Source organism: Hydrogenophaga sp. PAMC20947, from assembly GCF_004795855.1.
Classification (GTDB): Bacteria; Pseudomonadota; Gammaproteobacteria; order Burkholderiales; family Burkholderiaceae_C; genus Hydrogenophaga.
This window is the reverse complement of record NZ_CP039252.1, coordinates 4495044-4520436: the sequence shown is the minus strand read 5'-3', so window position 1 is coordinate 4520436 and position 25393 is coordinate 4495044. Positions and strand designations below refer to the sequence as shown.

The following is a 25393-nucleotide window of genomic DNA, read 5'->3' as shown; positions in this document are numbered from 1 at the left end:
CCGTCCACACTGTATTTTCAAGTGCGAACGGGGTGAACACGGCGTTACGGATAAAACACCAGGGCTCGGTAGCCTGTCATGGCCCCGATCCCACTCTCAGCAAGAGACAGGCGCAAACTGATGCTGATCGAACCTGAAGCCGGCACCACCTTTGGCATACCCGGCAGCTCCTCCTGAAGGAACACGCGACGCGCAATGACTGCGTCCGCGCCATCGGTCAAACTGAGCTCCAGCGCCGGCATGGCCAAGGCGATGGGCTCACTGTTCTTGACCACGAAGTCAAAGGAATAAAAATTTCCGATTCGGCGAACGAGGTTGGAGCTGTCGATCACCACCGACTCGATGCGCTGCGGGGCTCCCAGCTCACACCGCATGGGCTCGCACAACCAGATCAACACCGGCACACTCCCCGGGTACCGCGCCGCCAAGCGGTCGCGTTCCTGCACAGCCCACTGGGCTGCCAACAGCGTGCCCAGCAGCAATGCCACCCCCAGCAAGAGCACACGGATTGCGGGGCTGCGCCAAAACGCCTGACGGCGGGCCTGGCGTACAAAACCCGGCTCAACCGACGGCAAGGACGCCTCCGCGGCCTCTTCAGTGACGGGTGGTTCCGGATCTGGCACACGGGCAGCTTGCTCATCCTCTTCTTCGGCCTCCGAAGCGATGGCGCGGGCGGCACCCGAAGTGGCCGAGGCAAATCGCTCCAACTCTTCAAAATAATCGGAGTCAACCGCATCCGACTCAGGTGACGGGAGGGACAAACCCACGACGTCTTCCATGCCCGCGCCTGGCGCCGGCGCCGGCGCCGGCACAGGCACAGGCACGGGCACGGGCACGGATGCTGGTGCTGGTGCTGGTGCTGGTGCTGGTGTTGGCTCTGGTGCTGGTGCTGGTGCTGGTTCAGGAGGCGGTGTTGGAAGCAAAGCTTCCAACCCGGCAGAAGCGTCGGTCTCGGCCGGAAAAGGAGACCCCTCGGTGCCGTCTGCGCGCAGTTCACCGTCAAACGGCGGTGCAGCCTGATCCGCAGACGCCAGAGGCATCGACTCCGTTTCGGAGAACGGTTGTCCCGTGGGATGCCGCCAGTCGCCAGCGACCTCTTCTGCCACGGTCGGTTCCTGCTGCATCGGGTCTGGTGCGGAAGCCACCCACGAGGGCACAAGGCCCGCTGCCTGTGCGTCCATGTTCGGCGCTGCATTGACAGGAGCGGCAACGGGGCCCGGCGCCTGGGACGGCTGCTGAAAGCCGCCGTTGGCGTCGGATGGTGCCACCGGATCCACCGCATTCGGCGCCCAGTTGGAGGACTGAGCAGGCCAAGACTGGGGGGCGGGTGTGGGCGACTGAAACGTCGAATCTTGGTTGAAGGGCTGTTGACCCTGGCCGGAGTCCCCAGCCATGGGCGTGGGCGGCACAAATCCATTGGCCAAAAAAGCCGAGGGCTGCGTTTCTTGCCCAGCCGGAGGCGCAGGGTCTCGATCTGCTGGCGTTGCTTCAACCAGGGGCTGCTGCTCCGGTTCCTGTTGCGGCTGCGGCTGCGGCCTGGAGGCTACCGAAGCTGCATTGACAGGGGCTTCATCGGATTCGACAACGGTAACGGGGGGATCGGCACGCTCGGGGGGCACCACTGGCGTTGGTGGTTTCCAGGCCTCAAGATGCAGGCTGGCATCAAAAACATCCGCACAGTGCCCGCAACGCACCCACCCGTCTGAAATTTTCAGCTGATCGGGAACGACCCTGAAGATCGTGCCGCAAGCTGGACAACGGGTGGTGAAACTCATGCGCCGATTATTGCAGGCGAAAGGGGTCGCTCAAGTGCCGGCCAATCGGACGCGCGCTGGTCTCACGCCCGCTGTGCGGTCATCAAGATCCAGCCGTCGTTTTCGTCGCTGACCGTCAACTGCAGCCACGGCGCGTAAGCCTCACGCAGTTCGTCCGCCTGTCGGGACAAAATGCCCGCCAGCACCAGATGACCGCCCTGGCGAACGTGCTGGCACAGCAACGGGGCGAGGACCTTGAGCGGTGAGGCCAGAATATTGGCCAGCACCAGATCGTACTCACCGTGGGCCGCGTCGGGCAAGCCCGCTTTGAGCGTGGCGTGGTTGGCCAAGGCATTCAACTGCGTGGACTCGACCGCAGCCGGATCGATGTCCACCGCATCGATCTCGATGGCCCCAAACTTGGACGCGCCAATCGCCAGAATGCCGGATCCACAGCCGTAGTCCAGCACCCGCTGACCGCGGGCGCCGTGTTGAGCGGTCCACCGCAGGCACATGCTGGTGGTGGGATGGGTGCCGGTACCAAAGGCCAGTCCGGGGTCGAGTCGAATGATCTGCTCGGCCTGCTCAGGCGGCTCGTGCCAGGTGGGCACGATCCAAAAGGTGGGTGTGATTTCGACCGGATCAAACTGCGACTGGGTCAATCGCACCCAGTCTTGCTCAACCACAGCCTGCACACCCAGCACCTGACAACCTTCGAAGAAATCCTGCGGCTGCAGCAAAGCGGCCGCCTCGCGCGCCAGCGCTTCCTGGGGGAACAACGCGACGACGCGGGAACGCTGCCATCCCTCGCGGGGCGGTGGCATACCAGGCTCGCCAAACAGGGCCTGCTCAGCAGGGGTCATTGCGTCGGCATCTTCCACCGACACGCTCAACGCGTCCAGCGCCACCAGCGCATCGCCAACGAGCTCCACCGACGCTTCGGGAGCCATGAGGACGAGTTCGTACAGCGTGCCACCCGCGACGGCGGGGCCCGAGGCTTCAGCGTTCATGTTGGGACAACCACTCTTCCAGATAATGGATGTTGGTGCCACCCGCCACAAAGTTGGCGTCCACCATGATCTCGCGGTGCAGCGGGATGTTGGTCTTGATGCCTTCAATAGCGGTTTCGGCCAGCGCTGTGCGCATGCGGGCCAAAGCTTGCTCGCGTGTATCGCCGTACACAATGAGCTTGCCGATCATCGAATCGTAGTTCGGCGGCACAAAGTAGTTCGCATAGGCGTGGGAGTCCACACGCACACCTGGGCCGCCGGGCATGTGCCAAGTGGTAATCCGACCAGGAGAAGGCGTGAATTTGTACGCGTCTTCTGCATTGATGCGGCATTCGATGGCATGACCACGCAGCTGGATCTGGCGCTGGGTGAATGGCAGCTTCTCACCCGCTGCCACGGCGATCTGGGTGCGCACGATGTCCACGCCAGTGATCCATTCCGTGACCGGATGCTCCACCTGCACGCGGGTGTTCATCTCAATGAAATAAAACTCACCGTTTTCATACAAGAACTCAAACGTGCCCGCGCCGCGGTAACTCATCTTCTTGCAGGCAGCGGCACAGCGCTCACCAATTTTCTCGATGGCGCGACGGGGAATACCCGGCGCAGGGGCCTCTTCAACCACCTTCTGGTGGCGCCGCTGCATGGAGCAGTCGCGCTCACCCAGGTACACCGCATTGCGGTGGGTATCGGCCAGGATCTGAATTTCGATGTGGCGGGGGTTCTGGAGAAACTTCTCCATATAGACCTCGGAATTGCCAAATGCAGCACCGGCTTCCGCTTTGGTGGTCTGCACCGCGTGCAGCAAGGCCGCTTCGGTGTGCACCACACGCATGCCGCGCCCGCCGCCGCCGCCCGCTGCCTTGATGATCACCGGATAACCCACCGATTTGGCGATTTTCTTGATCGCCGCCGCATCGGCGGGCAACGCCCCCTCCGAGCCTGGCACGCATGGCACGCCAGCGCGGATCATGGCCTGCTTGGCCGCCACCTTGTCGCCCATGGTGCGGATCGACTCAGGCGACGGACCAATGAAGGTGAAACCGCTCTTCTCGACCCGTTCGGCAAAGTCGGCGTTCTCGCTCAAGAAGCCGTAGCCGGGGTGAATGGCCTCGGCATCGGTCACTTCTGCCGCCGAGATGATGGCCGGCATGTTGAGGTAGCTCAGGCCCGACTGCGCCGGTCCGATACACACCGCTTCATCGGCCAAACGGATGTATTTCGCATCGCGATCGGCTTCGGAGTACACCATCACCGCCTTGATGCCCATCTCGCGGCAAGCCCGCTGGATTCGAAGGGCGATTTCACCGCGGTTGGCGATCAGGATTTTCTTGAACATGGGCTAACCCGCTTATGCGATGACGTACATCGGCTGGCCGTATTCCACCGCTTGACCGTTGTCGACAAGAATGCGGGTCACGGTACCGCTCTTGTCGGCCTCGATCTCGTTGAGGATCTTCATGGCTTCCACGATGCAAATCGTTTCGCCTTCCTTGATGGTGTCTCCCACCTCGACAAACGCCTTGGCACCCGGACTGGCCGCACGGTAGAAGGTACCGACCATGGGCGACTTGACGGTGTGCCCTTCGGGCACGGCAGCGGGCGCGTCCACCGCGGGCACCGCATCCGCCGCTGCTGCTGGTGCACCCACGGCGGCTGGCGCCGGCGCCATGCTGTAGGTGACGGGCTGGGCCATGCCCATGGGAGGGCTTTTGACGATGCGAACCTTGCCTTCAGCCTCGGTGATCTCGAGCTCGGACACGTTGGACTCGGACACCAAGTCGATCAACGTTTTCAGTTTTCTTAAATCCATGATTTCTCCAACGAACTTCGGCTAAATCAACCCAAAAGTCTACAATTTCTTGTATCTTCTGGATTTTTCAATCAGCGGGCTGCGCAGTGTACACGAAGTTACAGCAGCCAAGGCCCGCTCAAAACGCCGTTGGTCGAAACCTGCCAACCGGCCCCATTGTCGCTTTCTTATTCTTTTGCGTCACTTTACCGGTTTTATTGCGCCGGATGCCGTCAGTTTATCCAAACTGCCTGACCCATATCACCAAGACACGGCCACGCCCCTCAAAGCGCGCTGTCAGACGCCCTCTGCCCACGCTTCCAGGTCGGATTCGCTGACCTTGCCCACCTTCTGGTGCCGCACCACGCCCGCGCGGTCCATCACGACGGTGTAGGGCAGCCCGCCGTTGGGGTTGCCCAGCGCGCGGCTCAACTCCGTGCCAGCCAGTCCCGCCATCCCCACCGGGAAGTCCAGCGGCAGCTTCTTCAGGAAGGCCTGAACCGCTTTAGGCTGGTCCACGGCCAGCCCCAACACGTGCCAACCTCGAGCCGCCTGCGCTTTGAAGAATCGATTCAGCAAAGGCAACTCCTCCACACAGGGGGGACACCAGGTTGCCCAAAAGTTCACCAGCAAAGGCTGCCCCCGCATGGCGGCCAGTGTGAACGGCTGCCCCTGAGGGTCTTCCAGCGCCATCCCCCAGAACATCTGCTCTGCTTCAGACAAAACGGGCTGCGGTTCGTGGCGCCACCAGGCAACACCAGCGCCGGCAGCGGCTGCCGCGGCGGCCACGCCCAGAAAAACTCGTCGGTGGTGAGATGGGGTCATTTGGAACTCGAATACCGCTTGAAGAAGGGCCAGACAGCGCGAACAAAATAAGAAACTGGACCATCAAAGACGGTCCACCGGGGAACCCGTCGCCCGCCGTGAGTGAAGCGTCCCAAGGGGTTTGAGGCAGCCCACCCGAATCGGGGCAACATCTGAACGGTCCACAGCGCCATTTAGATGGACTCCGAACCACCAGCGACCAACATCCCACGCAATGCCTGTGCATCCCCTCGCGGCTTGCGGCCCTGTGCATCCGGCTTGAGTGCACCACGGACATCGTCCCGGTCGTAGACCATCAAGTGCACCTGTACCCATTGCGCCAGCGGCTCACAGCGTACCCGAAGACTCAAGGCGTCCACCGGCTCGCCCTTCCAGCCATGAACGGTGCTCACCAGGTAATCCACTCCCCGGTCGATCAACCGCCATTCGGCCACCTTGGGATCTTCACAAAACAACTGAATATAGACGTCGCTGTGGCGGGTCGCGGTGCCATGCCACACAGCGCCTCCCACAAAAGGCGTGAACTCGGCCAGGCGATCCAGCCAGACCAGGGCCAACTCCCGCAGCGCCAGCAATTCCACAGGCTGGGTATCGCCGCAAAAAATGGCAATGTGCTCGCGCACAGCGGCATCCATCACAGCCGCACTGGGCAATGGCGTGCGTGGCCCCAGGCCCAGCAGCTTGACCGCTTGGCGCTTGGCGCCGCCGTAGTCCAGCCCTTCGTCCACCACCAGCCGTGCGGCCACCGCCGCCACTTCGACCTGCAGATCGGATCCGTGTATGTCCATGCCCTGATTGTGCCTCTGACGCACCGCAGGCTGGCGGCGCGCGAAGTAAAACCCCATGGGTCCACGGGCGCCTAGAATCGCCGGATGCATATACATATTCTGGGCATTTGTGGCACCTTCATGGGCGGACTGGCTGCATTGGCCCGTGAAGCGGGCCACCGCGTTACCGGCTGTGACGCAGGCGTTTACCCCCCGATGAGCGACCAGTTGCGCGCACTGGGCATCGACCTCATCGAAGGGTTTGACGCCGACCAGATGGCCTTGAATCCCGACATGTTTGTGGTGGGCAATGTGGTGAGCCGTGCCCGCCGACCCGACGGCACGCCCAAATTCCCCCTGATGGAAGCCATTCTGGACAGCGGCGCCCGCTACACCAGCGGACCGCAATGGCTGGCAGAACATGTCTTGCAAGGGTGCCATGTCATGGCCGTGGCCGGAACCCATGGCAAAACAACCACCACCGCCATGCTGACCTGGATCCTGGAAACCGCCGGTCTGCGACCCGGCTTCCTGGTGGGCGGCGTCCCCATGAACTTTGGCGTCTCGGCCCGCTTGGGTGCACACCACCCCAGCCTCGGTGAAACAGGTGTATCAACCGGGCGCAGCAGCGGAGCGCGGGGGCCTCTCTTTGTCATCGAGGCGGACGAATACGACACCGCTTTTTTCGACAAACGCAGCAAATTTGTGCACTACCGGCCCAGAACAGCCATCCTCAACAACCTTGAGTTTGACCACGCCGATATCTTTGACGACCTTGCCGCCATCGAACGCCAGTTCCACCACCTGGTGCGCACCGTGCCCAGCTCGGGGCGAATCGTCGTCAATGGAGTGGAAGACAGCCTGGAACGCGTCTTGCACCAAGGCTTGTGGAGCGAAGTGCGCAGCTTCGGGGCTGCGGTGAGCGACTTCACGGCCTCGGGCGAGCCCCACGCGTTCGATGTCTTGCACCAGGGCGTGCGCGTTGGCCGTGTGGACTGGTCGCTGACGGGCACCCACAACCAGCTCAATGCCCTCGCGGCTATCGCCGCAGCCGATCATGTCGGGGTGTCTCCCGCAATGGCAGCCGATGCTTTGGGCCAGTTCGAAAACGTGCGCAGGCGCATGGAGGTGCGCGGCACCGTGGCCCGCCCAGGCGGCCCCATCACCGTGTACGACGACTTTGCCCACCACCCCACGGCGATCCGCACCACGCTGGACGGACTGCGCCGACGGCTGGACCAGGAGAGCGGACCCAGGAGGCGCATCCTCGCGGTGTTCGAGCCTCGCAGCAACACGATGAAGCTGGGCAACATGAAAGCCCAGTTGCCCTGGAGCCTGGCATCGGCCGACCTGGCCTTCTGCCACACCGGTGGACTGGACTGGAGTGCCTCAGAAGCCTTGGCTGAGCTCGGTGACCGCGCCCAGGTCGCTCACCAGATCGGCGAGCTGGTGGCCCAGGTGGTGGCTGCCGCGCAAGACGGCGATCACATCGTTTGCATGAGCAACGGCGGTTTCGGGGGCATCCATGCGCTGCTGCTCAAAGCCTTGGGCGGCCAGGCTTGAACCCCGACAATTGACCCTGACCGGTTAGTCTTCAAAGTGAGCGCAAGGTGAGAAGCCGCAGACAGTGCTGGCGCACGACAACGTCCAACTACGCAGCGATCGCTTTGAATGCAAATGGGTTCAGTAACCGATGGACATGGTGGTCAAGTCCACCGTGACCACGGGCTTGGCCAAGGCTGCACTGGCCGCACGGGCGAACGAAATCGCCCACTCGCGGTGTTCTGCATCGCGAAAGTGTTTTTCGCCGGCCGCCTGAGCCACGCAAAGTACTTTGTCAGCGGTCAGCACTTTCCCACTCTGGCGGATCGGTTCGCAGTCCAGCTCGGTGAATTGCTGATCCAGCCATACGCGGGCCTGCTCGTGCGGTATGGGCTGCACCTCCTCCAGATCAATGCGGTAGGTTCTGGAATCGTTCCAGGTCACGGCGACTTGGCTGCGCATGCGATCAACTCCTTGAAAAATGGGGTCGGGGGTATGGGGTCAGACGCCATTGTGCCCTGCCGGCCGGCCTGATCACAAAATCCGGCTTCTCCGACGCCACCTGAACCGAAGGCCCAGACCGCTGTCAAGGATCTTTGCGCCTTCAGCCCGCCAGGCGTTCGGTGCCGCTGCCGCCCTTGTCGGGCCGGTCCTGGAAACCTGATACCCGAAGCGGCGAATGGAAAGCCTCACGCAAGATGCTGGAAGGGGGTCGGGTATTTTGACTCTGGGCTGCATCCCTGAAATCAGTCGCATCGTCCCTTTGATCGAATCGCAACAAGGCCATGGCGCGCCGCGTGATCGCATCGGCCCTGCGCGCGCTTTCCGAATCTGTCGTCAGGCCGCCCGCGTGGTACAGGACAGAAAGATGGCGGGCAAGTAGCTCAGGATGAATACCGGTTCGCGCCGACAAATCATCAAAATCTGCGGGGTTCGTCAGAAGCTCACGCATGATCTCCAGGTGGTCTTCACTGAACCAACGAGCGGGTACTTGCGGAACGCGCCGCAGGTACATGGACTTCCTGCGGTAACGTTCGGGCAAGACATCGCGGGACGTGCGCACCGCGTAGGTCCACATCACCCGGTGCAGGGGCAGGCGCATGAACGACGGCGGAATGCCTTCCGTCGCCTGCTTCACCGGCACCCATTCGGCCATGGCGATGTCAACCGGTCTGGCGGGCACCAGCAGACCCGCATACCAGCGCGAAAAATCGATCACGGCCAGCAAACGGCCTTCGCGCTGCACATGCACCACACCATCAAACTGACCAACGCGCTGGAGCACTTCAGCACCCAGGGCAAACTGGCTGCGCAACGGTCGGAGCCAGGCCTCGAAACGCTGAAGACGCTGGCGCACGCTCGCCTCGTCGTCGGCGTCAAAGAACTCGGCAGAAGCAAACCCTTGGGGCAGCGGCTGTGCAAACGCCAGCGGGCGATCGACCTCAGCGCGGTTGAGCTGCAAGCAGTCGTCACCGTCCAGAGGGTGGCGAATGACCACCGAGTCGCGGTCCTGCACTTCAACCGAATGCCCGTTGATCATCCAGGCGTCGGCCAGGTGCGGATCACAGCAGCTCCACAAGGGCCATCCTTCACGGGCGTGGGTCGCCCAAGCCTGCAGGCGCAGGCCAGCCGGATCCGAAAACCCCAACAAACCCAGACGCAACATCGGCTGTTCCACTACCGTCTCCGCCTTTTATTGATATTGTTCGACCGCCCTGTACACCCCGATGAACCAACCCCGGCGCCAGGCGCGCAAGAATAGCAAGAGGTCGGACAATCAACAAGCGCTCATCGCATGCCCGACTCAACAAGACCAAGAAGCCAGGCGGCCCCTTGGCAGCGACATGGAGATGGGCGGCGACTCAGCGGGCGGCCGTCTGGGCCGCCCGCACCGCGGAAGACAACACGTCCAAAGCCTCCAGTGAGTGGTCCCAACCGAGACAAGCGTCGGTGATGCTCTGGCCGTAGGTCAAGCCCTCCAGAGAGTCTTTTCCTGGCGTGAATTTCTGGGCGCCCTCCTCGATATGGCTCTCAATCATCACGCCAAAGATGCTGCGGGACCCCGCAGAGATCTGAGCGGCGATATCGCGCGCGACTTCCAGCTGCCTTTCGTGTTGCTTGCTGCTGTTGGCATGGCTGCAATCCACCATCAGGCGGGGCGCAAGCTTGGCGGACTCCAGATCCTTGACCGCAGCAGCAACATGGGCTGCATCGTAATTGGGTGCCTTGCCGCCGCGCAGTATCACGTGGCAGTCGGGATTGCCGTTGGTCTGCACGATGGCCACCTGGCCGTTTTTGTGCACCGACAGGAAGTGGTGCCCACGAGCGGCGGCCTGGATGGCGTCGGTGGCGATCTTGATGTTGCCATCGGTACCGTTCTTGAACCCGATGGGCGCCGACAAACCGGAGGCCAGCTCGCGGTGGACCTGGCTTTCGGTGGTGCGCGCACCGATGGCGCCCCAGGCAATCAAGTCACCGATGTACTGAGGGGAGATCACATCCAGGAACTCGCTGCCTGCGGGCAGACCGAGCCGATTGATCTCGATCAGCAGCTGGCGCGCGATGCGCAGACCTTCGTCAATGCGGAAGCTCTGGTCGAGATAGGGATCGTTGATCAGCCCTTTCCAGCCCACCGTGGTGCGCGGCTTCTCGAAATACACGCGCATCACGATTTCCAGCGTGTCCGCGTACTTGTCGCGCAGGGGCTTCAGGCGGCGCGCGTAGTCCAGCGCAGCGGCTGGATCGTGAATTGAGCAGGGGCCAATGATGACCAGCAAACGCGGGTCTTTGCCTTGCAGGATGTTGTGGATGCGCTGGCGGGTCTGGCCGATCAAGGTTTCAACCGCTGTCCCCCCGATCGGGAAAAAGCGGATCAGGTGTTCGGGAGGCGGGAGCACGGTGATGTCCTGGATACGTTCGTCGTCGGTCTGGCTGGTGCGGTCGACTTGGCGCAGGTGCCAGGCATCTGGGGCGACGGTGGCGGTATTTTTCGAGTTCATCACGGGCTCCTGAAACAAAAAAATGCAGATTGAAGAATGGGACTGAGGCAAAAAAAAACCGCCTGGCTGTGGAAGCCGGCGGTTTGATCGAGATTCGGTGTCGCGTTTACAGCTTCGCCTCTCGTCCGCCTGGGACTGAGAACCAAAAATAAAAACCAAAAGTAGCTGAGCGCAATTTCATTGGAAACAAATGTAGCACAGGCGGATTGCCAATCCATTTGCAATGCCCCCGATCCGCCGCCGGGCCGCCCCAAGGCGGATCAGCCCCCAATGGGGGGGCAGCGACCCGCGCAGCGGCGGAGCGTGGGGGCTCAAGCTTCAGACGGTTCCGCCCACGGTCAGACCGTCAATGCGCAAAGTAGGCTGCCCCACGCCCACTGGCACGCTCTGGCCCTCTTTGCCGCAGGTGCCCACACCACTGTCGAGCTTCATGTCGTTGCCGATCATGCTCACGCGCGTCAGCGTATCGGGGCCATTGCCCACCAGCGTGGCGCCCTTGACAGGGTACTGAATCTGGCCGTTTTCCACCCAGTAGGCCTGGCTGGCGGAGAACACGAACTTGCCCGAGGTGATATCGACCTGGCCGCCACCAAAATTGGTGGCGTACAGCCCCTTCTTGATGCTGGCCACGATTTCCTCGGGGCTCTTGTCCCCACCCGTCATGTAGGTGTTGGTCATGCGGGGCATGGGCACATGGGCGTAGCTTTCGCGCCGGCCATTGCCGGTGGGTTTGACGCCCATCAGGCGCGCATTCATGGCGTCCTGGATGTAGCCGCGCAAGATGCCGTCTTCGATCAGCACGTTTTTCTGCGACGGGTGGCCTTCGTCGTCCACATTGAGCGAGCCTCGGCGGTCGGCAATCGTGCCGTCGTCCAGCACGTTGACGCCCTTGGCCGCCACCCGCTGGCCGATCTTGCCAGAAAATGCACTCGAACCCTTGCGGTTGAAGTCCCCTTCCAGGCCATGGCCCACGGCTTCGTGCAGCAAGATACCGGGCCATCCCGAACCCAGCACCACCACCATTTCACCGGCGGGCGCAGGGCGTGCCTCAAGGTTTGTCAGGGCATTGCTCACCGCGTCGTCCACATAGGACTGCACCATGGCGTCGTCGAAATAGGCCAGGCCAAAGCGCCCACCACCGCCCGACGAACCCACCTCGCGGCGGCCTTTTTGCTCGGCGATGACCGTGACCGACAAGCGGATCAGCGGACGCACGTCGGCGGCCATGGTGCCATCGGCGCGGGCGATCAGGACCACGTCGTGCTCAGCGGCCATGCCTGCCATGACCTGCACGATGCGCGGATCTTTGGCCTTGGCCATTTTTTCCACTTTTTCCAGCAAAGCCACTTTGGCCGCGCTGTCCAGCGTGCCGATCGGGTCTACGCCCGGGTACAGCGAGCGGGATTTCGAAACCTTGGGCGCACGGGCGCGGACCCGTTTGTCCTGCCCCTGCCCCGCGATGGACCGCACCGTGTGGGCAGCGTCCTGCAACGAAGCCCAGGAAAGATCGTCCGAATAGGCAAATGCCGTTTTCTCCCCACTGACCGCGCGCACGCCCACACCTTGATCGATGCTGAAGCTGCCGGTCTTGACGATGCCCTCTTCCAGGCTCCAGCCTTCGCTGCGGGTGGTCTGGAAATACAGGTCGGCATCGTCCGCTCCGCGCGTCATGATTTCGCCCAGCGCGCGCTGCAAATGCGCAGGCGTCAGGCCAAACGGATCAAGCAACTGGGCTTGGGCAACGGCCAGACGGGCCAGGGTGGGTTCGCGTGAAATCATAGGTCCCATTGTAAGAAGGACCGGGCCAGCACGCTGAGCGCGTGGTTATGGCGGTGGTTGCCCGCCGCTGCGCAGGTATTTCAGCAGAGATGCATCGTCGAGTTTGGCCAGTCCGGCCCCATGGGCCTGCGCGAAAACCTGGGCGGCTCGCGCGCCCAGCGGCCCAACAAAGCCAACGGCCTGTGCCGCTTCGACCGCCAACCGGGTGTCTTTTTCCAGCACAGTCACATGGGCCCGTGGCGCCAGGTCACCCGCGATGGCCCGCCGCATGCGGTCGGATCCGATCCAGCTTTGCCCACTGGAACGCTCGATCACATCCAGGGTGGTGTCCAGACGCAGGCCCAGGCGCTCGGCCAGCGCCAACGCCTCGGCTGCCCCCACCAGATTGATACCGGCCAGGAGGTTGTTGACCAGCTTGGTACGGGCGCCATCCCCCACGCGCTCGCTCACGCGGAATTGCTGGGTTGACAGGTCGTTCAGCAAACCGGCGTGCCGGTCCAGAACCCGCGCCGACCCGGCCAGCATCAAGCTCATGCTGCCGTCTCGCGCGCGCCCAGGCCCGCCAGACATGGGTGCGTCGATGCAGGCGATATCGCTCCAGCCCAGCTGCTCCGCCATCGCCTCGGTGTCTTCGGGTGCGATGGTCGGGCACAGCATCACGGTCTGTCCGGAGCGCATGTGTCTGGCCGCACCAAAATCGCCGAACAGCACTTCACGCGCTTCGCGCGCCGTGACCACGCAGACGATCAACACCCCGCCGGGGCGCAACGACGCCACGGCCCGGGCCGGATTTTCGGCCAGCATGGCACCGGCTGCGCGCGCCGCGCGCTGGCAAGTCAAATCGATGTCACATACCGTGACCTTCCACCCTTTTTCGCTCAGCCGAGCCACCATGGCGCCGCCCATGTTGCCCGCGCCAACGACCGCGACCGTGCCCGCAGTCGGCGCGCCTTCAGGAGGCAGCGAGCCGTGCAGCGGTGGGTCGAGGGGGTCGAGACTCATGACTGCATCAGCCGTTTGGATTTGGCAATGGACATCAACACCCCCAGCCCCACGCCCAGTGTGACCATGGCCGTACCTCCATAGCTGATAAAGGGCAAGGGCACACCCACCACCGGCAGGATGCCGCTCACCATGCCCATGTTGACAAAGGCGTAGACAAAAATATTGAGCGTCATGGCGCCCGCCAGGAGGCGGGCAAACAAGGTAGGCGCTTCTGCCGCGATGATCAGTCCGCGAACCACCAGAAAGATGAATCCGGCCATGAGTGCCAGGGTGCCCACCAGGCCAAATTCTTCAGAAAAAGCGGCGAAAATGAAGTCGGTGGTGCGCTCGGGAATGAATTCCAGGTGGGTCTGCGTTCCCTGCATGAAACCCTTGCCCCATACGCCGCCCGAACCGATGGCGATCATGCCCTGGATGATGTGAAATCCTTTGCCCAGGGGATCCTGGGACGGGTCCAGCAAGGTGCAAACCCGCTGGCGCTGGTACTCGTGCAGCACATGCCAGTCGACATTGGGGGCACACCATTCAGTCTCCATGGCGATCAGCGTACCAATGCCGATCGCGACAATCAAGACCGGCGGAATGATCAGCCTCCAGCTCAGGCCTGCGAAAAAAATCACCGCCAGGCCCGAGGCCAGCACCAGCAAGGTGGTGCCCAGGTCCGGCTGTTTGAGGACCAGCGCCGCCGGCACCGCCAGCAACACCCCTGCCACTGCAAAGTCGAGGGGCTTGAGCTGCCCTTCCCGGCGCTGAAACCACCAGGCCAGCATCAGGGGCATGGCGACCTTCATCAACTCGCTGGGCTGAATCACCAAACCCACGTTCAACCAGCGCTGCGCGCCCTTTTTTTCGATCCCAAAAAAGAACACCGCCAGCAGCAGCGCCACACCCAGCGTGTACATGGGGACTGCAAGCGCCATGAGCCGCTGTGGCGGCACCTGCGCGACCAGGAAAAGCACGCCGGCCGCCAGCATCATGTTGCGGCCATGGCTCACGAAACGCGTGCCATGGTCAAAACCCACGGAGTACATGGTGACCAGGCCGGTGCCCGCCAGCAGCAGGACGGCGATCGCCAACGGCACATCAAAACCCTGAAAGATCGGGAAGATGCGTTGCCACAAGTTGGGTTTGTCAAAGACGGCTGCCATGGGTTGATTATCGCCATGGTCCAGGGCACCCGATGGACACTTCACCTATTCTTGCCCCATGCCCACGAACACCTGCCCATCCACCTCCCATGTGTTGTATCTCCACGGCTTCCGCTCTTCGCCGCAGTCGGTCAAAGCGCGCCAGGTGGCCGAGCGCGTCCGGCTGGACCATCCCCAGGTGGTCTGGCACTGCCCTCAACTCCCCCCTTCACCAGCCGCAGCCTGGCGGCTGATCCAGGCCGAAACCGCCGCCTGGCCCTCTGAGCGCATGGTGGTGATCGGCTCTTCCCTGGGCGGTTTTTATGCCCGGGCACTGTCCTTGCAGCGCGGATGTCGGGCCGCGCTGTTGAATCCAGCGGTGTTGCCATCCCGCGATCTGGCACACCACATCGGCGAGCAAACCAGCTGGCACGATCCAGACGAACGGTTTTTCTTTGAGCCAGGCTATGTTCAGGAACTCGAGGCCCTGGAAACCCTGATCCGCCAGAAGGCCCTTCAGCGCCCCCATCGTCCTGACCAGCTGTTTGCCCTCATCACCCAAGGCGACGAAGTGCTGAGCTGGGAGGAAATGTCGGCCGCCTGCGAAGGTGGAACGGTGCGCCTGTTGCCCGGGGGAGACCACGCCATCAGCGATTTTTCTAGGCACATGGACGACCTGTTCCGCTACCTGGCTCTGGTGTTCTGAGACCCGAAAACCGCCGCAGCGTCCATCCGGCAAGCCTGCCCCCGATGGGCAACCCGGGTGAATGTCAGAAAAAGCGGGCCCGCCCAAAGGTGCTCCGACGGCCCGTGGGACAATCGCCAACATGCACATTTTGTTCGACGACGCCGGAAAACTGATGACCGGCCGCCTCATGTCCGAAGCTGAGAGTTCACTGCAGGTGGAGCTCGATTCGGGCAAGCGCGTAAAGGTGAAAGCCGCCAACGCCCTGCTGCGTTTTGAAAAGCCCGCTCCGGCCGAGCTCATGCCCGCAGCCACCGCGCTGGCCGACAGCATGGAGCTGGAGCTGGCCTACGAATTTGCGCCCGAAGAAGACTTCGGGTTTGTGGATCTGGCCCACGAATATTTCAGTGACCACGCCACCACGACCGAACAGGTGGCGGCCTTGGTCTGCCTGCAAGGCGCCCCCCACTATTTCAGGCGCGCCGGCAAAGGCCGTTACAAAAAGGCCCCCGCAGACATCCTCGCCCTGGCTCTCGCCGGGATCGAGAAGAAGAAACAGGTGCAAGTCCAGATCGAAGCCTGGGCGGCCGAACTGGTGGCCGGAACATGCCCCGAGCCTGTGCGGGAGCAGCTCTACAAGATCCTGTTCAAGCCCGACAAGAATGCGCCGGAATACAAAGCCGTGGTGGAAGCCGCACGCAACAGCCACGCAGCGCCACTGGCCTTGCTGGAGCGGGCCGGCGCCATCAGCAGCGCCTACCAGTTCCACTGGCAGCGTTTTCTGTTTGACCAGTTCCCCAAGGGCACGGGCTTTCCCGCCCTGCAAGCGCCGGTCATCGCAGACGATCTGCCTTTGGCGTCGGCCCAGGCTTTTTCGATCGACGACTCCCACACCACGGAAATCGACGACGCCCTTTCCGTTCAGGGGCTGGGCAGCGGATCGGTGACCCTGGGCATCCACATCGCGGCCCCCGGCCTGGCGATCGACCCCGACAGCCCTATTGACGAGGTGGCACGCAACCGCCTGTCCACGGTGTACATGCCGGGGCACAAAATCACCATGCTGCCCGACGAGGTGGTGCAGGCCTACACGCTGATGGCCGGGCGGGACTGTCCCGCCGTGTCCCTTTACGTGACGCTCGACGAAAGCACCCTGGCCGTCACCGACAGCCGCACGGCCCTGGAGCGCGTGCCCATCACACTCAACTTGCGCCACGACCAGCTCGATACCGTGATCACCGAAGCCTGGTTGGCGGGTGAAACGACAACAGAAGCAGCGCCCGCAGAGATTGCAGCGTTGCAGCCCGACCTGGCCTTCCTGTTCCGGTTGGCCCGGCATCTCAAGGCCCAGCGCGAGGTGGTGCGCGGCAAACCTGAAAACTTCACCCGCCCCGACTACAACTTCCGGTTGCAAGGTGTGGTCGGCGATCAGCCCGATGGCAGCGAGACCGTGGTCATTGGCACGCGGCAGCGCGGCGCACCGCTGGACCTGATGGTGGCCGAGGCCATGATCCTGGCCAACAGCACCTGGGGCCAATGGCTGGCGTCTTGTGGCGTTCCCGGCATCTACCGAAGCCAGGCCAGCATGGCGCCGGGTGTCAAGGTGCGCATGGGCACCAAAGCGCAACCCCACGCTGGACTCGGGGTGCCGGCCTACGCCTGGAGCACATCACCGCTGCGGCGCTATGTGGACCTCGTCAACCAATGGCAGATCATTGCTTGCGCGCGCCACGGCAACACCGCCGCCTTGGTCGCACCCTTCAAGCCGAAAGACGCCAACCTGTTTGCCGTGATCAGCGCATTTGACGCGGCCCACAGCGCCTACAACGGCTTCCAGAATGGCATGGAACGTTACTGGACACTCAAGCACCTGGAACAGGCGGGCATCAGCGAGCTGACCGCCACGCTGTTCAAGGACAACCTCGTGCGGGCCGATACCCTGCCACTGGTCTTGCCCGTGATGGGGGCAGAGGGCTTGCCCCGCGGTGCCCATGTGCGCGTGCGCCTGGGTCAAGTGGACGACATCACGCTGGAGGTGTCCGGCACCGTGATCGAGCGGATCGATCAGCCGATGGATGCCCAAACCGACGACGGCGATGGCTCCGGCGACGAAGATGGCGAAGACGACGGCCTTTCAACCCCGCTGGCACTGGCCATCGACGTCAACGAAACGGCCGGCGATGAAAGCGCGGCAGCGCCTGCCGCCGCAGGCTGACCGCCGGCCTTACACGGATAATGCGCGCGTGAAACCGCTTCTGGCCTTCCTCAAACAACTCAGCACTTTGCAGTGGGCGCTCGCCGTGTCGGTGGGCGTTCACGCCTTGCTGCTCACGGTGCGTTTTGTGGACCCCGAGAATTTCAACCGGGTGTTTCAGGACACGCCACTGGAAGTGATCCTGGTCAACGCCAAAAGCGATGAGCGCCCGGACAAGGCCAAAGCGATTGCCCAGGCTTCGCTGGCCGGTGGAGGAGACACGGAAAAGGGCCGCGCAACATCACCGCTGCCCTCAGAGGCCATTGCCCGACTGGGTGATGCACCGGAAGACCAGGAAGAGCGCCGCCTCCAGGAGCTCAAGGAACAGCAAAACCAGATCCTGACCCAAGTGCGCCAGCGCCTGGCCAATCTGCCGCCGCCCGATCTGCAGGCCCTCAATGTCGACCAAGCCTCGATCGAACGCGAGCGCCAGCGCCAAGCGCTCGTCAAGTTGCTGGCTGAAATTGAGAAACGCATCAACGAAGAAAACGCGCGTCCCCGCAAACGCTACATCAGCCCGGCCACACGCGAAGAGGTGTACGCGGTGTACTACGACGAGCTGCGGCGCAAGATTGAAGACAAAGGCACCAGCAATTTTCCCGAAGCGGCGGGCCGCAAGCTCTATGGCGCCTTGACCATGGTGATCACGGTGAACTTCACAGGCAAGGTGCTGAGCTCTGAGGTCGTTCAAACCTCTGGAAACACGACATTGGACCGCCGCGCGCAGGCCATCGTCAAGAGCCTGGACTTCGGCCGCTTCAACGATGCCATGCGCCGCCGCGCCGACCAGATCGTGGTCGTCTCCCGCTTCAAGTTCACGCGTGAAGCCGGCCTTCAAACCCAGATGAGCAGCCAATGAAGTCCGGTCGCAGCCGCCTCCGTTCGCTGGGCAGCTGGTTGCTGTGGGTGCTGCTGGCAGGCGTCGCGCTGCAGCTGTTTTTTGTGGCCCGTGTGGCCATGATGCTGGTGATCGACCCCCAAAGTACCGCTTTCATGCGTTCCGAGGCTTGGCGGATTTCGGAGCAAAGCCTCAGCAGCGACAGCCAGTGGCGCTGGTCTTCCCAGTGGGTCCCCTACGACAAGATCAGTCCGCATCTGAAGCGGGCGGTGATGGCCTCGGAAGACGCTGGCTTCACCGAACACGGTGGCGTGGACTGGGATGCGATTGAATCGGCCTGGGCCAAAAACGAGCGGCGCCAGCAAATCGCCGAAAAACAGGCCACCAAGCGCGCCGAGCGCGAGGCCCGCCGGGCTGCAAAGAACCCGACGGCGGCCAAAGCAGCGGCCGCGAACACGCCAGCCACCGAAAAACCGGTCAAGGTGGTCGGTGGTTCCACCATCACCCAGCAACTGGCCAAAAACCTGCTCCTGTCGGGCGAACGCAACCTGCTGCGCAAGGGCCAGGAGCTGATGCTCGCCCTGACGCTCGAAGCCGTGCTCAGCAAAGAGCGCATCCTGGAGATCTACCTCAACAATGTGGAATGGGGCGAAGGCATTTTTGGCGCCGAGGCGGCTGCCCAGCGCTACTTCAAGAAGTCGGCCAGCCAGCTCGGTGCCGCTGAGGCGGCTCGCCTGGCCGTGATGCTGCCCAGCCCCAAGTTCTTTGAAACCCGCCAGGGTTCGTCCTATCTGGCCCGCCGCACGTCCACCATCGTCGCGCGCATGGGCGGCGTCGACGCCCCATGACCGCCCGCACCAGCGGCACAGATCAGAGCCGCGCGTGAACCTGCGCGCCAAGGCCATGAGCCTGTTCCTGCTGGGTGTGGTGCGTTTGCTCACCGGGGCCCAGGCGCGCTGGCAGGGTTGCCCGCCCAAGGCCGAGCAACGTATTTACTTCGCCAATCACCAAAGCCACGCCGATCTGGTGCTGATCTGGGCGGCGCTGCCCACGGCCTTGCGCAGCATCACCCGCCCCATTGCGGCCAAGGACTACTGGACCGCATCACCTCTCAAGCGCTGGATCACGACCGAGGTGTTCAATGCGGTGTACATCGAACGCGAGCGCAAGGGCGATGAGGATCCCTTGCAGCCCCTGATCGACGCGCTGGAGAGCGGGGACTCGCTCATCCTTTTTCCCGAAGGCACCCGGGGTTTTGAGGAGCTGCCGCAGCCCTTCAAGTCGGGCCTGTACAACCTCGCGCAACGGTTTCCCGGTGTGGTGTTGGTCCCGGCCTGGATCCACAACGTGCAGCGCGTGATCCCCAAGGGAGAGGTGATCCCTGTGCCCATGCTGTGTTCCGTGACCTTTGGCAGCCCCATGCAACTCGAACAGGGCGAAGCGCGCGCCGACTTTCTGGTGCGAGCCCGCGAAGCGGTAATTGAACTGAGCGACGCATGACTTCTTTTCTGCGCAGCCTCACCCCCGACCAGCAGGTCAGCCTGCTGTTTGTGGTGCTCTTTGGCCTCCTGACCCTGGCCACCGGCGTGACCTTGGCGATGTCACTGCGTGAAAAACACCCGACGGAGATGCCCGAACCCACGCGGCGAGGCCTGAAACTGCAGGACTACCAAAGCCTGTTGCGCACCTCCTGGATGATGGCGTTGGTGTTCTGGCTGGCCTGGGCCGCTGGCCAGGGCGTGGCCACAAGCTTGTTTGCTCTGGTGTCGTTTTTGATCCTCCGGGAGTTCATCAGCTTGTCCCCCACGCGCCGGGGCGACCACCGCAGCCTGCTGCTGGCCTTTTTTATCGTGTTGCCCCTGCAATACCTGCTGGTCTGGACCGAACACTTTGACCTTTTCACGGTATTCATTCCGGTGTATGTGTTCCTCGCCATTCCCACCGTGGGCGCCCTGGGCAACGACCCCCACCGCTTCCTGGAGCGCAATGCCAAGCTGCAGTGGGGCATCATGGTCTGTGTCTATGGCATGAGCCATGTACCCGCCCTGCTCTTGCTGGATTTCCCGGGCTTTGATGGAAAGATGGCCTTTCTGGTGTTTTTTCTGGTGCTCGTGGTGCAAACCGCCATGCTGGTCCAGCATGTGGTGGCGCACCGCTTGAGCCAACCCGTGGCACCCGCCATCAGCCAGAGCTTTCACTGGCGCAGTTGGGCCGCAGGGGTGATGGCTGGCGGACTGCTGGGCGCGGCGCTTGCAGGTTTCACCCCCTTCAAACCCCTGCCCGCGATGGCCATGGCCCTGGTCGCAGCGATGGCGGGGAGCTTCGGCCACCTTGTGATGAAAGCCATCAAACGCGACCGTGGCGTCACCCACTGGGGCTCGGCCGGGCGCTCGGTCACCGGCGCCAACGGTTTGCTCGACCGGGTGGACGCGCTGTGTTTTGCAGCCCCCGTTTTCTTCCATTCCGTTCGCTGGAAGTTCGGGCTCTGAGCCTGAGACACAGGTGTAGACCCTATGCGTATTCTTGGCATCGACCCTGGCTTGCAATGCACCGGCTTCGGCGTCGTCGACACCGAGGGACCAGCGCTGCACTATGTCGCCAGCGGCACCATACAAACCAGCCCCAAGGACGGGGCGCTGCTACCCGCCAGACTCAAAATTATTTTTGACGGCATCACCGAAGTGGTCAAGCGCTATCAACCCGAAGTTTCGGTTTGTGAGATCGTGTTCGTCAACGTCAATCCTCAGGCCACATTGCTTCTGGGACAGGCACGGGGCGCCTGCCTGACGGCCCTGGTCGCCAACGGCCTTGGCGTGTCCGAATACACCGCCTTGCAGCTGAAGAAGGCGGTGGTGGGCTACGGTCGGGCGGACAAGGCGCAAATGCAGGAAATGGTCAAACGCTTGCTGAGCCTGCCCGGCTTGCCCGGCAAAGATGCCGCCGATGCACTGGGGCTTTGCATCACCCATGCGCAGGTGGCGAGGTCGATGGCGGCCATCAACAAGGTCAGCCCCTTGCAAGCCCGCACCCATGCGGCTTACAAAGGCGGCCGGAGCTATTGACAGGCTTCTGAAGACGCCATTTTCTACCTTAAGTTCGTAACAAAGGTACATGGCGGAGAGGTGCCAAGCGCCCGGTGAAGCGGCCACGATTTTTTGGTTTTCATTTGGAGAACGTGGGTATTTAGCGATTTTTCTGAGTTGACAAATGTCAATGCAGCCAGACCTTTGGTTTCAACAAGGCACAGCTTTCCACGCAATCCAGTGACACAGTCAAGGCATGGTGTCAGGGCATTCCACGTCCGACCCACGGCTGTTCAACCAACGGCCGCTTGCTCTTGCCAACTCTCATCTGGAATTTCCATGGAACTCGAATTTTTCCGCCTGACTATTGTGTACGGGCACCTCATCGCTTGCTCGGTCGCCATCGGGGCCATACTCGTCAGCGACTTTGCCGCGGTCCGGCAACTGGTTTCCGGCGATCCTTATCGCGGTGAGGATCCCAAACACCTGCAAAGCCTGCAAAAGACCGTGACCCTTGCCCTGGTGGCGCTTTGGATCTCCGGCGCGGTACTGGTCGCGATCGACGTCGCCGGCAAAGGCATGGGCTACTTCGACAATCCGAAGCTGCAAGCCAAAATCATCATCGTCTGCGTGCTCACGCTCAACGGCATCCTGCTGCACAACACCGTACTGCCCCTGATGATGAAGGCCAAAAGCCTCTTGAACCTGTCTTGGGGTCAGCGCGCGGTCGCCCTGTTCACCGGCACCTTCTCCGCAACGTCCTGGTTCTATGCCGCCTTGTTGGGCGTTGGCCGTCCCCTCTCGTGGAAATACCCCCTCATGCTCCTGCTCACCCCCTACTTCGCTTTGATGGCTGGTGGGTTCGCAGGCATGTTTGGCCTGGTGGCCTGGGCACAATACCGCACGAGAAAGGAACCGCGCCACATCGAGCGCGAGGACATGGTCGGGGCCTTCTAAGATCGGGCATCACCCGCACCCGGTCAGTTGGGAACCTGCGGCAAGCAAGGCCGCCCAGCTGCACCTCTCGCTCGCCAGCCGCACAAGGTCCCTGGTGGACGCGCGCCTTTTTTACGCAAGCGCTGGGAGTCCGCGTGGCAGAAGGCGTCGCAGCGAAACTCGTGAAAACCGAAGATCGCGCGGTGATACCGAGAAGCCCAGGGTGCCCCCTGGGCGCAGGCGGTCGTACCGTGCGAGACCGGTTTCTCTCGGGTTGCAGCCGATGTTCCTTCTGCCGCGCAGGGGCCTTGGCGATCATCTGCGCTCAAGCCACGTCGGTCTTGATGAATTCCATTTCGGGGGGGCAGGTCGTTCGCATTGATCGAGTCCAGGCAGGCCCTGTTGCGGTCGTTTTTATGCATGCCGTCGCCATTGAACAGGGCCATCGGGCGCTTCAGACCCGACCTGACTAGGCGCTAAAGCAACCGCTCAAGGACCAGCACGCCGAAGAAACCCAGGGCCGCTATCAAGGTCCATTTCAGGATCTTGAGCCCCCAGGCGCGATAACGCTGCTGGCCTGTACCAATGTAAAACGCGAACGACACGCCTGCGGCCAGCAACAGAAAGAAGATAGCGAATCGGAACAGCACCATGGAGAATTCCCAGGCTCAGCTTTACCAGGCGGGCGCGAGCTGGGCGAAGCCGGCCGGCGCATCCCGGTCTTGCTGGAAGGTCACGATTTCGTAGGCGTCGGGCTGGGCCAACAAGGCGCGCAGCAACTGGTTGTTCATGGCGTGGCCCGAGCGGAACGCGCTATAGGCTGCCAGCAGTGGCTTGCCAATCACATAGAGATCCCCGATCGCGTCCAGGATCTTGTGCTTGACGAATTCGTCCTGGTAGCGCAAGCCATCGGCATTGAGTACCTTGACATCGTCCATCACGATGGCGTTATCCAGCCCACCGCCCAGCGCCAAGCCATGCGACCGCATCATCTCGACATCCCGGGTGAAACCGAAGGTGCGGGCACGGGCGATTTCGCGCGCGTACCGGCCGCTGCCCATATCGAACTCCACCCGCTGCCCGCTGGAATTCACGGCCGGGTGGTCGAACTCGATTTCAAACGCCAGCTTGTAGCCGTGGTAGGGGTCCAGACGGGCCCACTTGAGGCTGCGGCCTTCACCTTCGCGCACCTCAACGGATTTCTTGACGCGGATAAAGCGCTTGGGCGCCGCCTGCACCGCGATGCCCGCGCTTTGCAAGAGGTAGACAAATGAAGCCGAAGAGCCATCAAGAATGGGCACCTCTTCGGCGGTGATGTCGACATACAGATTGTCCAGTCCCAGGCCCGCCGCGGCGCTCATCAGGTGTTCGATGGTGTGCACCTTGGCCCCACCATTGGAAATGGTCGATGCCAGACGGGTGTCTGTGACCGATTCCGCCGACACCGGGATGTCCACCGGCTCAGGCAAATCCACACGCCGGAACACGATGCCGGTGTCGGGCGCAGCGGGACGCAGCGTCAACTCCACCCGCTGCCCGCTGTGCAGGCCGACACCGACCGCTTTGGACAAGGATTTGAGGGTACGTTGAGCCAGCATTCGGGTATTTTAGTTTTTCATCCGCCGTTTGTGAGACAGCAAACTCTATTCCTGAGATCTAAAAAACCAATCCTCTGTGAGATGGATCGAACGAAAAGCGTAGCGAGCGCTCCGAGGTGACGCTGAAGCGCGGAGCCGTACTCACGTACGGCGAGCACTGCAAGCGTCAAATCGGAGTGCGCAGTAGCTTTGCGTCGATCAATCGGCTTGTTTGCGGAGGAAGGCTGGAATCTCGAAGTCGTCCATGCCACCCGAAGACAGCGCGTCCACTTTGGCGGCTGCCTGCGTGCGGTTCGTGCGCCAGACGCTGGGGGTCGCCATGGCGTTGTAATCAGGCTGCGCCACACCCACGGGACCCGTACCGGCATTCGACGATGGGACGTGGAACGGCACGTTGTCGGTACCGGTACGCAGCACCTGCAGGGGCGGCGCCGTGCGGCGTGCGTTCTGACGGGACAAACCGGTGGCCACAACGGTCACGCGCATTTCATCGCCCAGGGTTTCGTCGTAGGCCGCGCCGTAGATGACGTGTGCCTCGGGCGAGGCGTAGGCACGGATGGTGTTCATCGCCAGCTTGGACTCGGACAGCTTGAGCGAACCCTTCGCGGCCGTGACCAGCACCAGCACGCCCTTGGCGCCCGACAGGTCGATGCCTTCCAGCAGCGGGCAGGCGACAGCTTGTTCGGCCGCGATGCGGGCGCGGTCCGGGCCAGCGGCCACGGCCGTGCCCATCATGGCCTTGCCAGGCTCACCCATCACGGTGCGCACGTCTTCGAAGTCGACGTTGACGTTGCCGTACTCATTGATGATTTCGGCAATACCGCCGACGGCGTTCTTGAGCACGTCGTTGGCATGGGCAAAGGCTTCGTCCTGCGTGACGTCGTCCCCCAGCACTTCCAGCAGTTTGTCGTTGAGCACCACGATCAGCGAGTCCACATTGGCTTCGAGCTCGGCCAGGCCGGCGTCGGCATTCTGCATGCGCTTGCCACCTTCGAAGTCGAAAGGCTTGGTGACCACGCCCACCGTCAAGATGCCCATTTCCTTGGCCACGCGGGCAATCACCGGCGCGGCGCCGGTGCCGGTGCCGCCGCCCATGCCGGCCGTGATGAACAGCATGTGAGCGCCGTCGATGGCCGCGCGAATTTCGTCGATGGCCATTTCAGCGGCGTCGCGACCCTTTTCGGGCTTGCTGCCGGCACCCAGGCCGGTCGCGCCGAGCTGGATGGTGCGCGTTGCCGAACTGCGGGTCAGCGCCTGGGCATCGGTGTTGGCACAGATGAACTCCACGCCTTGCACACAACGCGCAATCATGTGGTCCACCGCATTGCCGCCGCCGCCGCCCACGCCGATCACCTTGATCTGTGTGCCTTGGTTGAACTCTTCCACTTCAATCATTTCGATGGTCATAACACTCTCCTGTTGGTGCCCTGGCGACCTGGAGTAGCCGGGCGATTCTTAA

Annotated in this window: 24 protein-coding genes; 9 read left to right on the top strand and 15 right to left on the bottom strand. The window is 62.6% G+C overall.

From position 1 onward, the window contains the following. Positions 1-44: 44 nt before the first annotated feature. The 6 genes from E5678_RS20605 to E5678_RS20580 form a co-directional block, all read right to left on the bottom strand. A complete protein-coding gene (locus tag E5678_RS20605; RefSeq protein WP_247596851.1) occupies positions 45-1394 on the bottom strand; it encodes a DUF3426 domain-containing protein in 1350 nt (449 codons plus the stop codon). 443 nt (positions 1395-1837) lie between these two features. Then, positions 1838-2722, bottom strand: coding sequence for a 50S ribosomal protein L11 methyltransferase (gene prmA, locus E5678_RS20600; protein ID WP_136180899.1), 885 nt, complete (start codon positions 2720-2722; stop codon positions 1838-1840). 31 nt (positions 2723-2753) lie between these two features. Continuing rightward, complete coding sequence (gene accC / locus E5678_RS20595; protein ID WP_136180258.1) at positions 2754-4103, bottom strand: acetyl-CoA carboxylase biotin carboxylase subunit; 1350 nt, start codon at positions 4101-4103, stop codon at positions 2754-2756. Between the two features lie 12 nt (positions 4104-4115). Further along, on the bottom strand, positions 4116-4577 hold the full coding sequence (gene accB, locus E5678_RS20590; protein WP_136180257.1) for an acetyl-CoA carboxylase biotin carboxyl carrier protein: 462 nt from the start codon (positions 4575-4577) through the stop codon (positions 4116-4118). A gap of 276 nt (positions 4578-4853) precedes the next feature. Beyond that, entirely contained in the window at positions 4854-5381 is a 528-nt protein-coding gene (locus E5678_RS20585; protein ID WP_136180256.1) for a TlpA disulfide reductase family protein, read from the bottom strand. Between the two features lie 173 nt (positions 5382-5554). Beyond that, a complete protein-coding gene (locus tag E5678_RS20580) occupies positions 5555-6169 on the bottom strand; it encodes a hypothetical protein (RefSeq protein ID WP_136180255.1) in 615 nt (204 codons plus the stop codon). 84 nt (positions 6170-6253) lie between these two features. Here E5678_RS20580 and mpl point away from each other — a divergent pair, with 84 nt between their 5' ends. After that, a complete protein-coding gene (mpl, locus tag E5678_RS20575) occupies positions 6254-7711 on the top strand; it encodes a UDP-N-acetylmuramate:L-alanyl-gamma-D-glutamyl-meso-diaminopimelate ligase (protein ID WP_136180254.1) in 1458 nt (485 codons plus the stop codon). A gap of 120 nt (positions 7712-7831) precedes the next feature. Here the strand turns inward: mpl and E5678_RS20570 are convergent, their stop codons facing one another. The 6 genes from E5678_RS20570 to rodA all read right to left on the bottom strand — a co-directional run bounded on the left by E5678_RS20570 (position 7832) and on the right by rodA (position 14621). Then, positions 7832-8152, bottom strand: a complete 321-nt coding sequence (locus tag E5678_RS20570; RefSeq protein WP_136180253.1) for a hypothetical protein — start codon at positions 8150-8152, stop codon at positions 7832-7834. Between the two features lie 142 nt (positions 8153-8294). Next, positions 8295-9368 (bottom strand): hypothetical protein, encoded by a 1074-nt coding sequence (locus E5678_RS20565; RefSeq protein ID WP_136180252.1) that lies wholly within the window; start codon positions 9366-9368, stop codon positions 8295-8297. 184 nt (positions 9369-9552) lie between these two features. Further along, complete coding sequence (locus tag E5678_RS20560) at positions 9553-10689, bottom strand: 3-deoxy-7-phosphoheptulonate synthase (RefSeq protein WP_136180251.1); 1137 nt, start codon at positions 10687-10689, stop codon at positions 9553-9555. A 318-nt stretch (positions 10690-11007) separates the two neighbouring features. Beyond that, positions 11008-12468: a metalloprotease TldD gene (gene tldD, locus E5678_RS20555; RefSeq protein WP_136180250.1), complete on the bottom strand. Its 1461-nt coding sequence runs from the start codon at positions 12466-12468 to the stop codon at positions 11008-11010. A 45-nt stretch (positions 12469-12513) separates the two neighbouring features. Further along, entirely contained in the window at positions 12514-13470 is a 957-nt protein-coding gene (locus E5678_RS20550; RefSeq protein ID WP_136180249.1) for an NAD(P)-dependent oxidoreductase, read from the bottom strand. Then, on the bottom strand, positions 13467-14621 hold the full coding sequence (gene rodA, locus E5678_RS20545; RefSeq protein ID WP_136180248.1) for a rod shape-determining protein RodA: 1155 nt from the start codon (positions 14619-14621) through the stop codon (positions 13467-13469). Before rodA ends, E5678_RS20550 begins: the two co-directional genes overlap by 4 nt. A gap of 58 nt (positions 14622-14679) precedes the next feature. Here rodA and E5678_RS20540 point away from each other — a divergent pair, with 58 nt between their 5' ends. The 8 genes from E5678_RS20540 to E5678_RS20505 all read left to right on the top strand — a co-directional run bounded on the left by E5678_RS20540 (position 14680) and on the right by E5678_RS20505 (position 22357). Then, complete coding sequence (locus E5678_RS20540; RefSeq protein WP_136180247.1) at positions 14680-15306, top strand: YqiA/YcfP family alpha/beta fold hydrolase; 627 nt, start codon at positions 14680-14682, stop codon at positions 15304-15306. A gap of 121 nt (positions 15307-15427) precedes the next feature. Then, on the top strand, positions 15428-17500 hold the full coding sequence (locus E5678_RS20535; RefSeq protein WP_136180246.1) for an RNB domain-containing ribonuclease: 2073 nt from the start codon (positions 15428-15430) through the stop codon (positions 17498-17500). A 28-nt stretch (positions 17501-17528) separates the two neighbouring features. After that, a complete protein-coding gene (locus E5678_RS20530; RefSeq protein ID WP_247596850.1) occupies positions 17529-18398 on the top strand; it encodes a TonB C-terminal domain-containing protein in 870 nt (289 codons plus the stop codon). Further along, a complete protein-coding gene (locus E5678_RS20525; RefSeq protein ID WP_136180244.1) occupies positions 18395-19225 on the top strand; it encodes a transglycosylase domain-containing protein in 831 nt (276 codons plus the stop codon). The genes E5678_RS20530 and E5678_RS20525 overlap by 4 nt, the downstream gene beginning before the upstream one ends. A 40-nt stretch (positions 19226-19265) precedes the next feature. Beyond that, positions 19266-19877, top strand: a complete 612-nt coding sequence (locus E5678_RS20520) for a lysophospholipid acyltransferase family protein (RefSeq protein WP_168708655.1) — start codon at positions 19266-19268, stop codon at positions 19875-19877. Further along, positions 19874-20866, top strand: a complete 993-nt coding sequence (locus E5678_RS20515; protein ID WP_136180243.1) for a phosphatidate cytidylyltransferase — start codon at positions 19874-19876, stop codon at positions 20864-20866. Before E5678_RS20520 ends, E5678_RS20515 begins: the two co-directional genes overlap by 4 nt. A gap of 24 nt (positions 20867-20890) precedes the next feature. Beyond that, positions 20891-21439 (top strand): crossover junction endodeoxyribonuclease RuvC, encoded by a 549-nt coding sequence (gene ruvC, locus E5678_RS20510; RefSeq protein ID WP_136180242.1) that lies wholly within the window; start codon positions 20891-20893, stop codon positions 21437-21439. A gap of 300 nt (positions 21440-21739) precedes the next feature. After that, the gene (locus E5678_RS20505) at positions 21740-22357 is read left to right on the top strand and encodes a hypothetical protein (RefSeq protein WP_136180241.1); all 618 of its coding nucleotides are present in this window, start codon (positions 21740-21742) and stop codon (positions 22355-22357) included. A 455-nt stretch (positions 22358-22812) separates the two neighbouring features. Here the strand turns inward: E5678_RS20505 and E5678_RS22380 are convergent, their stop codons facing one another. The 3 genes from E5678_RS22380 to ftsZ form a co-directional block, all read right to left on the bottom strand. Beyond that, a complete protein-coding gene (locus E5678_RS22380) occupies positions 22813-22989 on the bottom strand; it encodes a hypothetical protein (RefSeq protein WP_168708623.1) in 177 nt (58 codons plus the stop codon). A 21-nt stretch (positions 22990-23010) separates the two neighbouring features. Then, complete coding sequence (gene lpxC / locus E5678_RS20500) at positions 23011-23934, bottom strand: UDP-3-O-acyl-N-acetylglucosamine deacetylase (protein ID WP_136180240.1); 924 nt, start codon at positions 23932-23934, stop codon at positions 23011-23013. A 198-nt stretch (positions 23935-24132) separates the two neighbouring features. Then, a complete protein-coding gene (gene ftsZ / locus E5678_RS20495) occupies positions 24133-25341 on the bottom strand; it encodes a cell division protein FtsZ (protein ID WP_136180239.1) in 1209 nt (402 codons plus the stop codon). Positions 25342-25393: the final 52 nt, after the last annotated feature.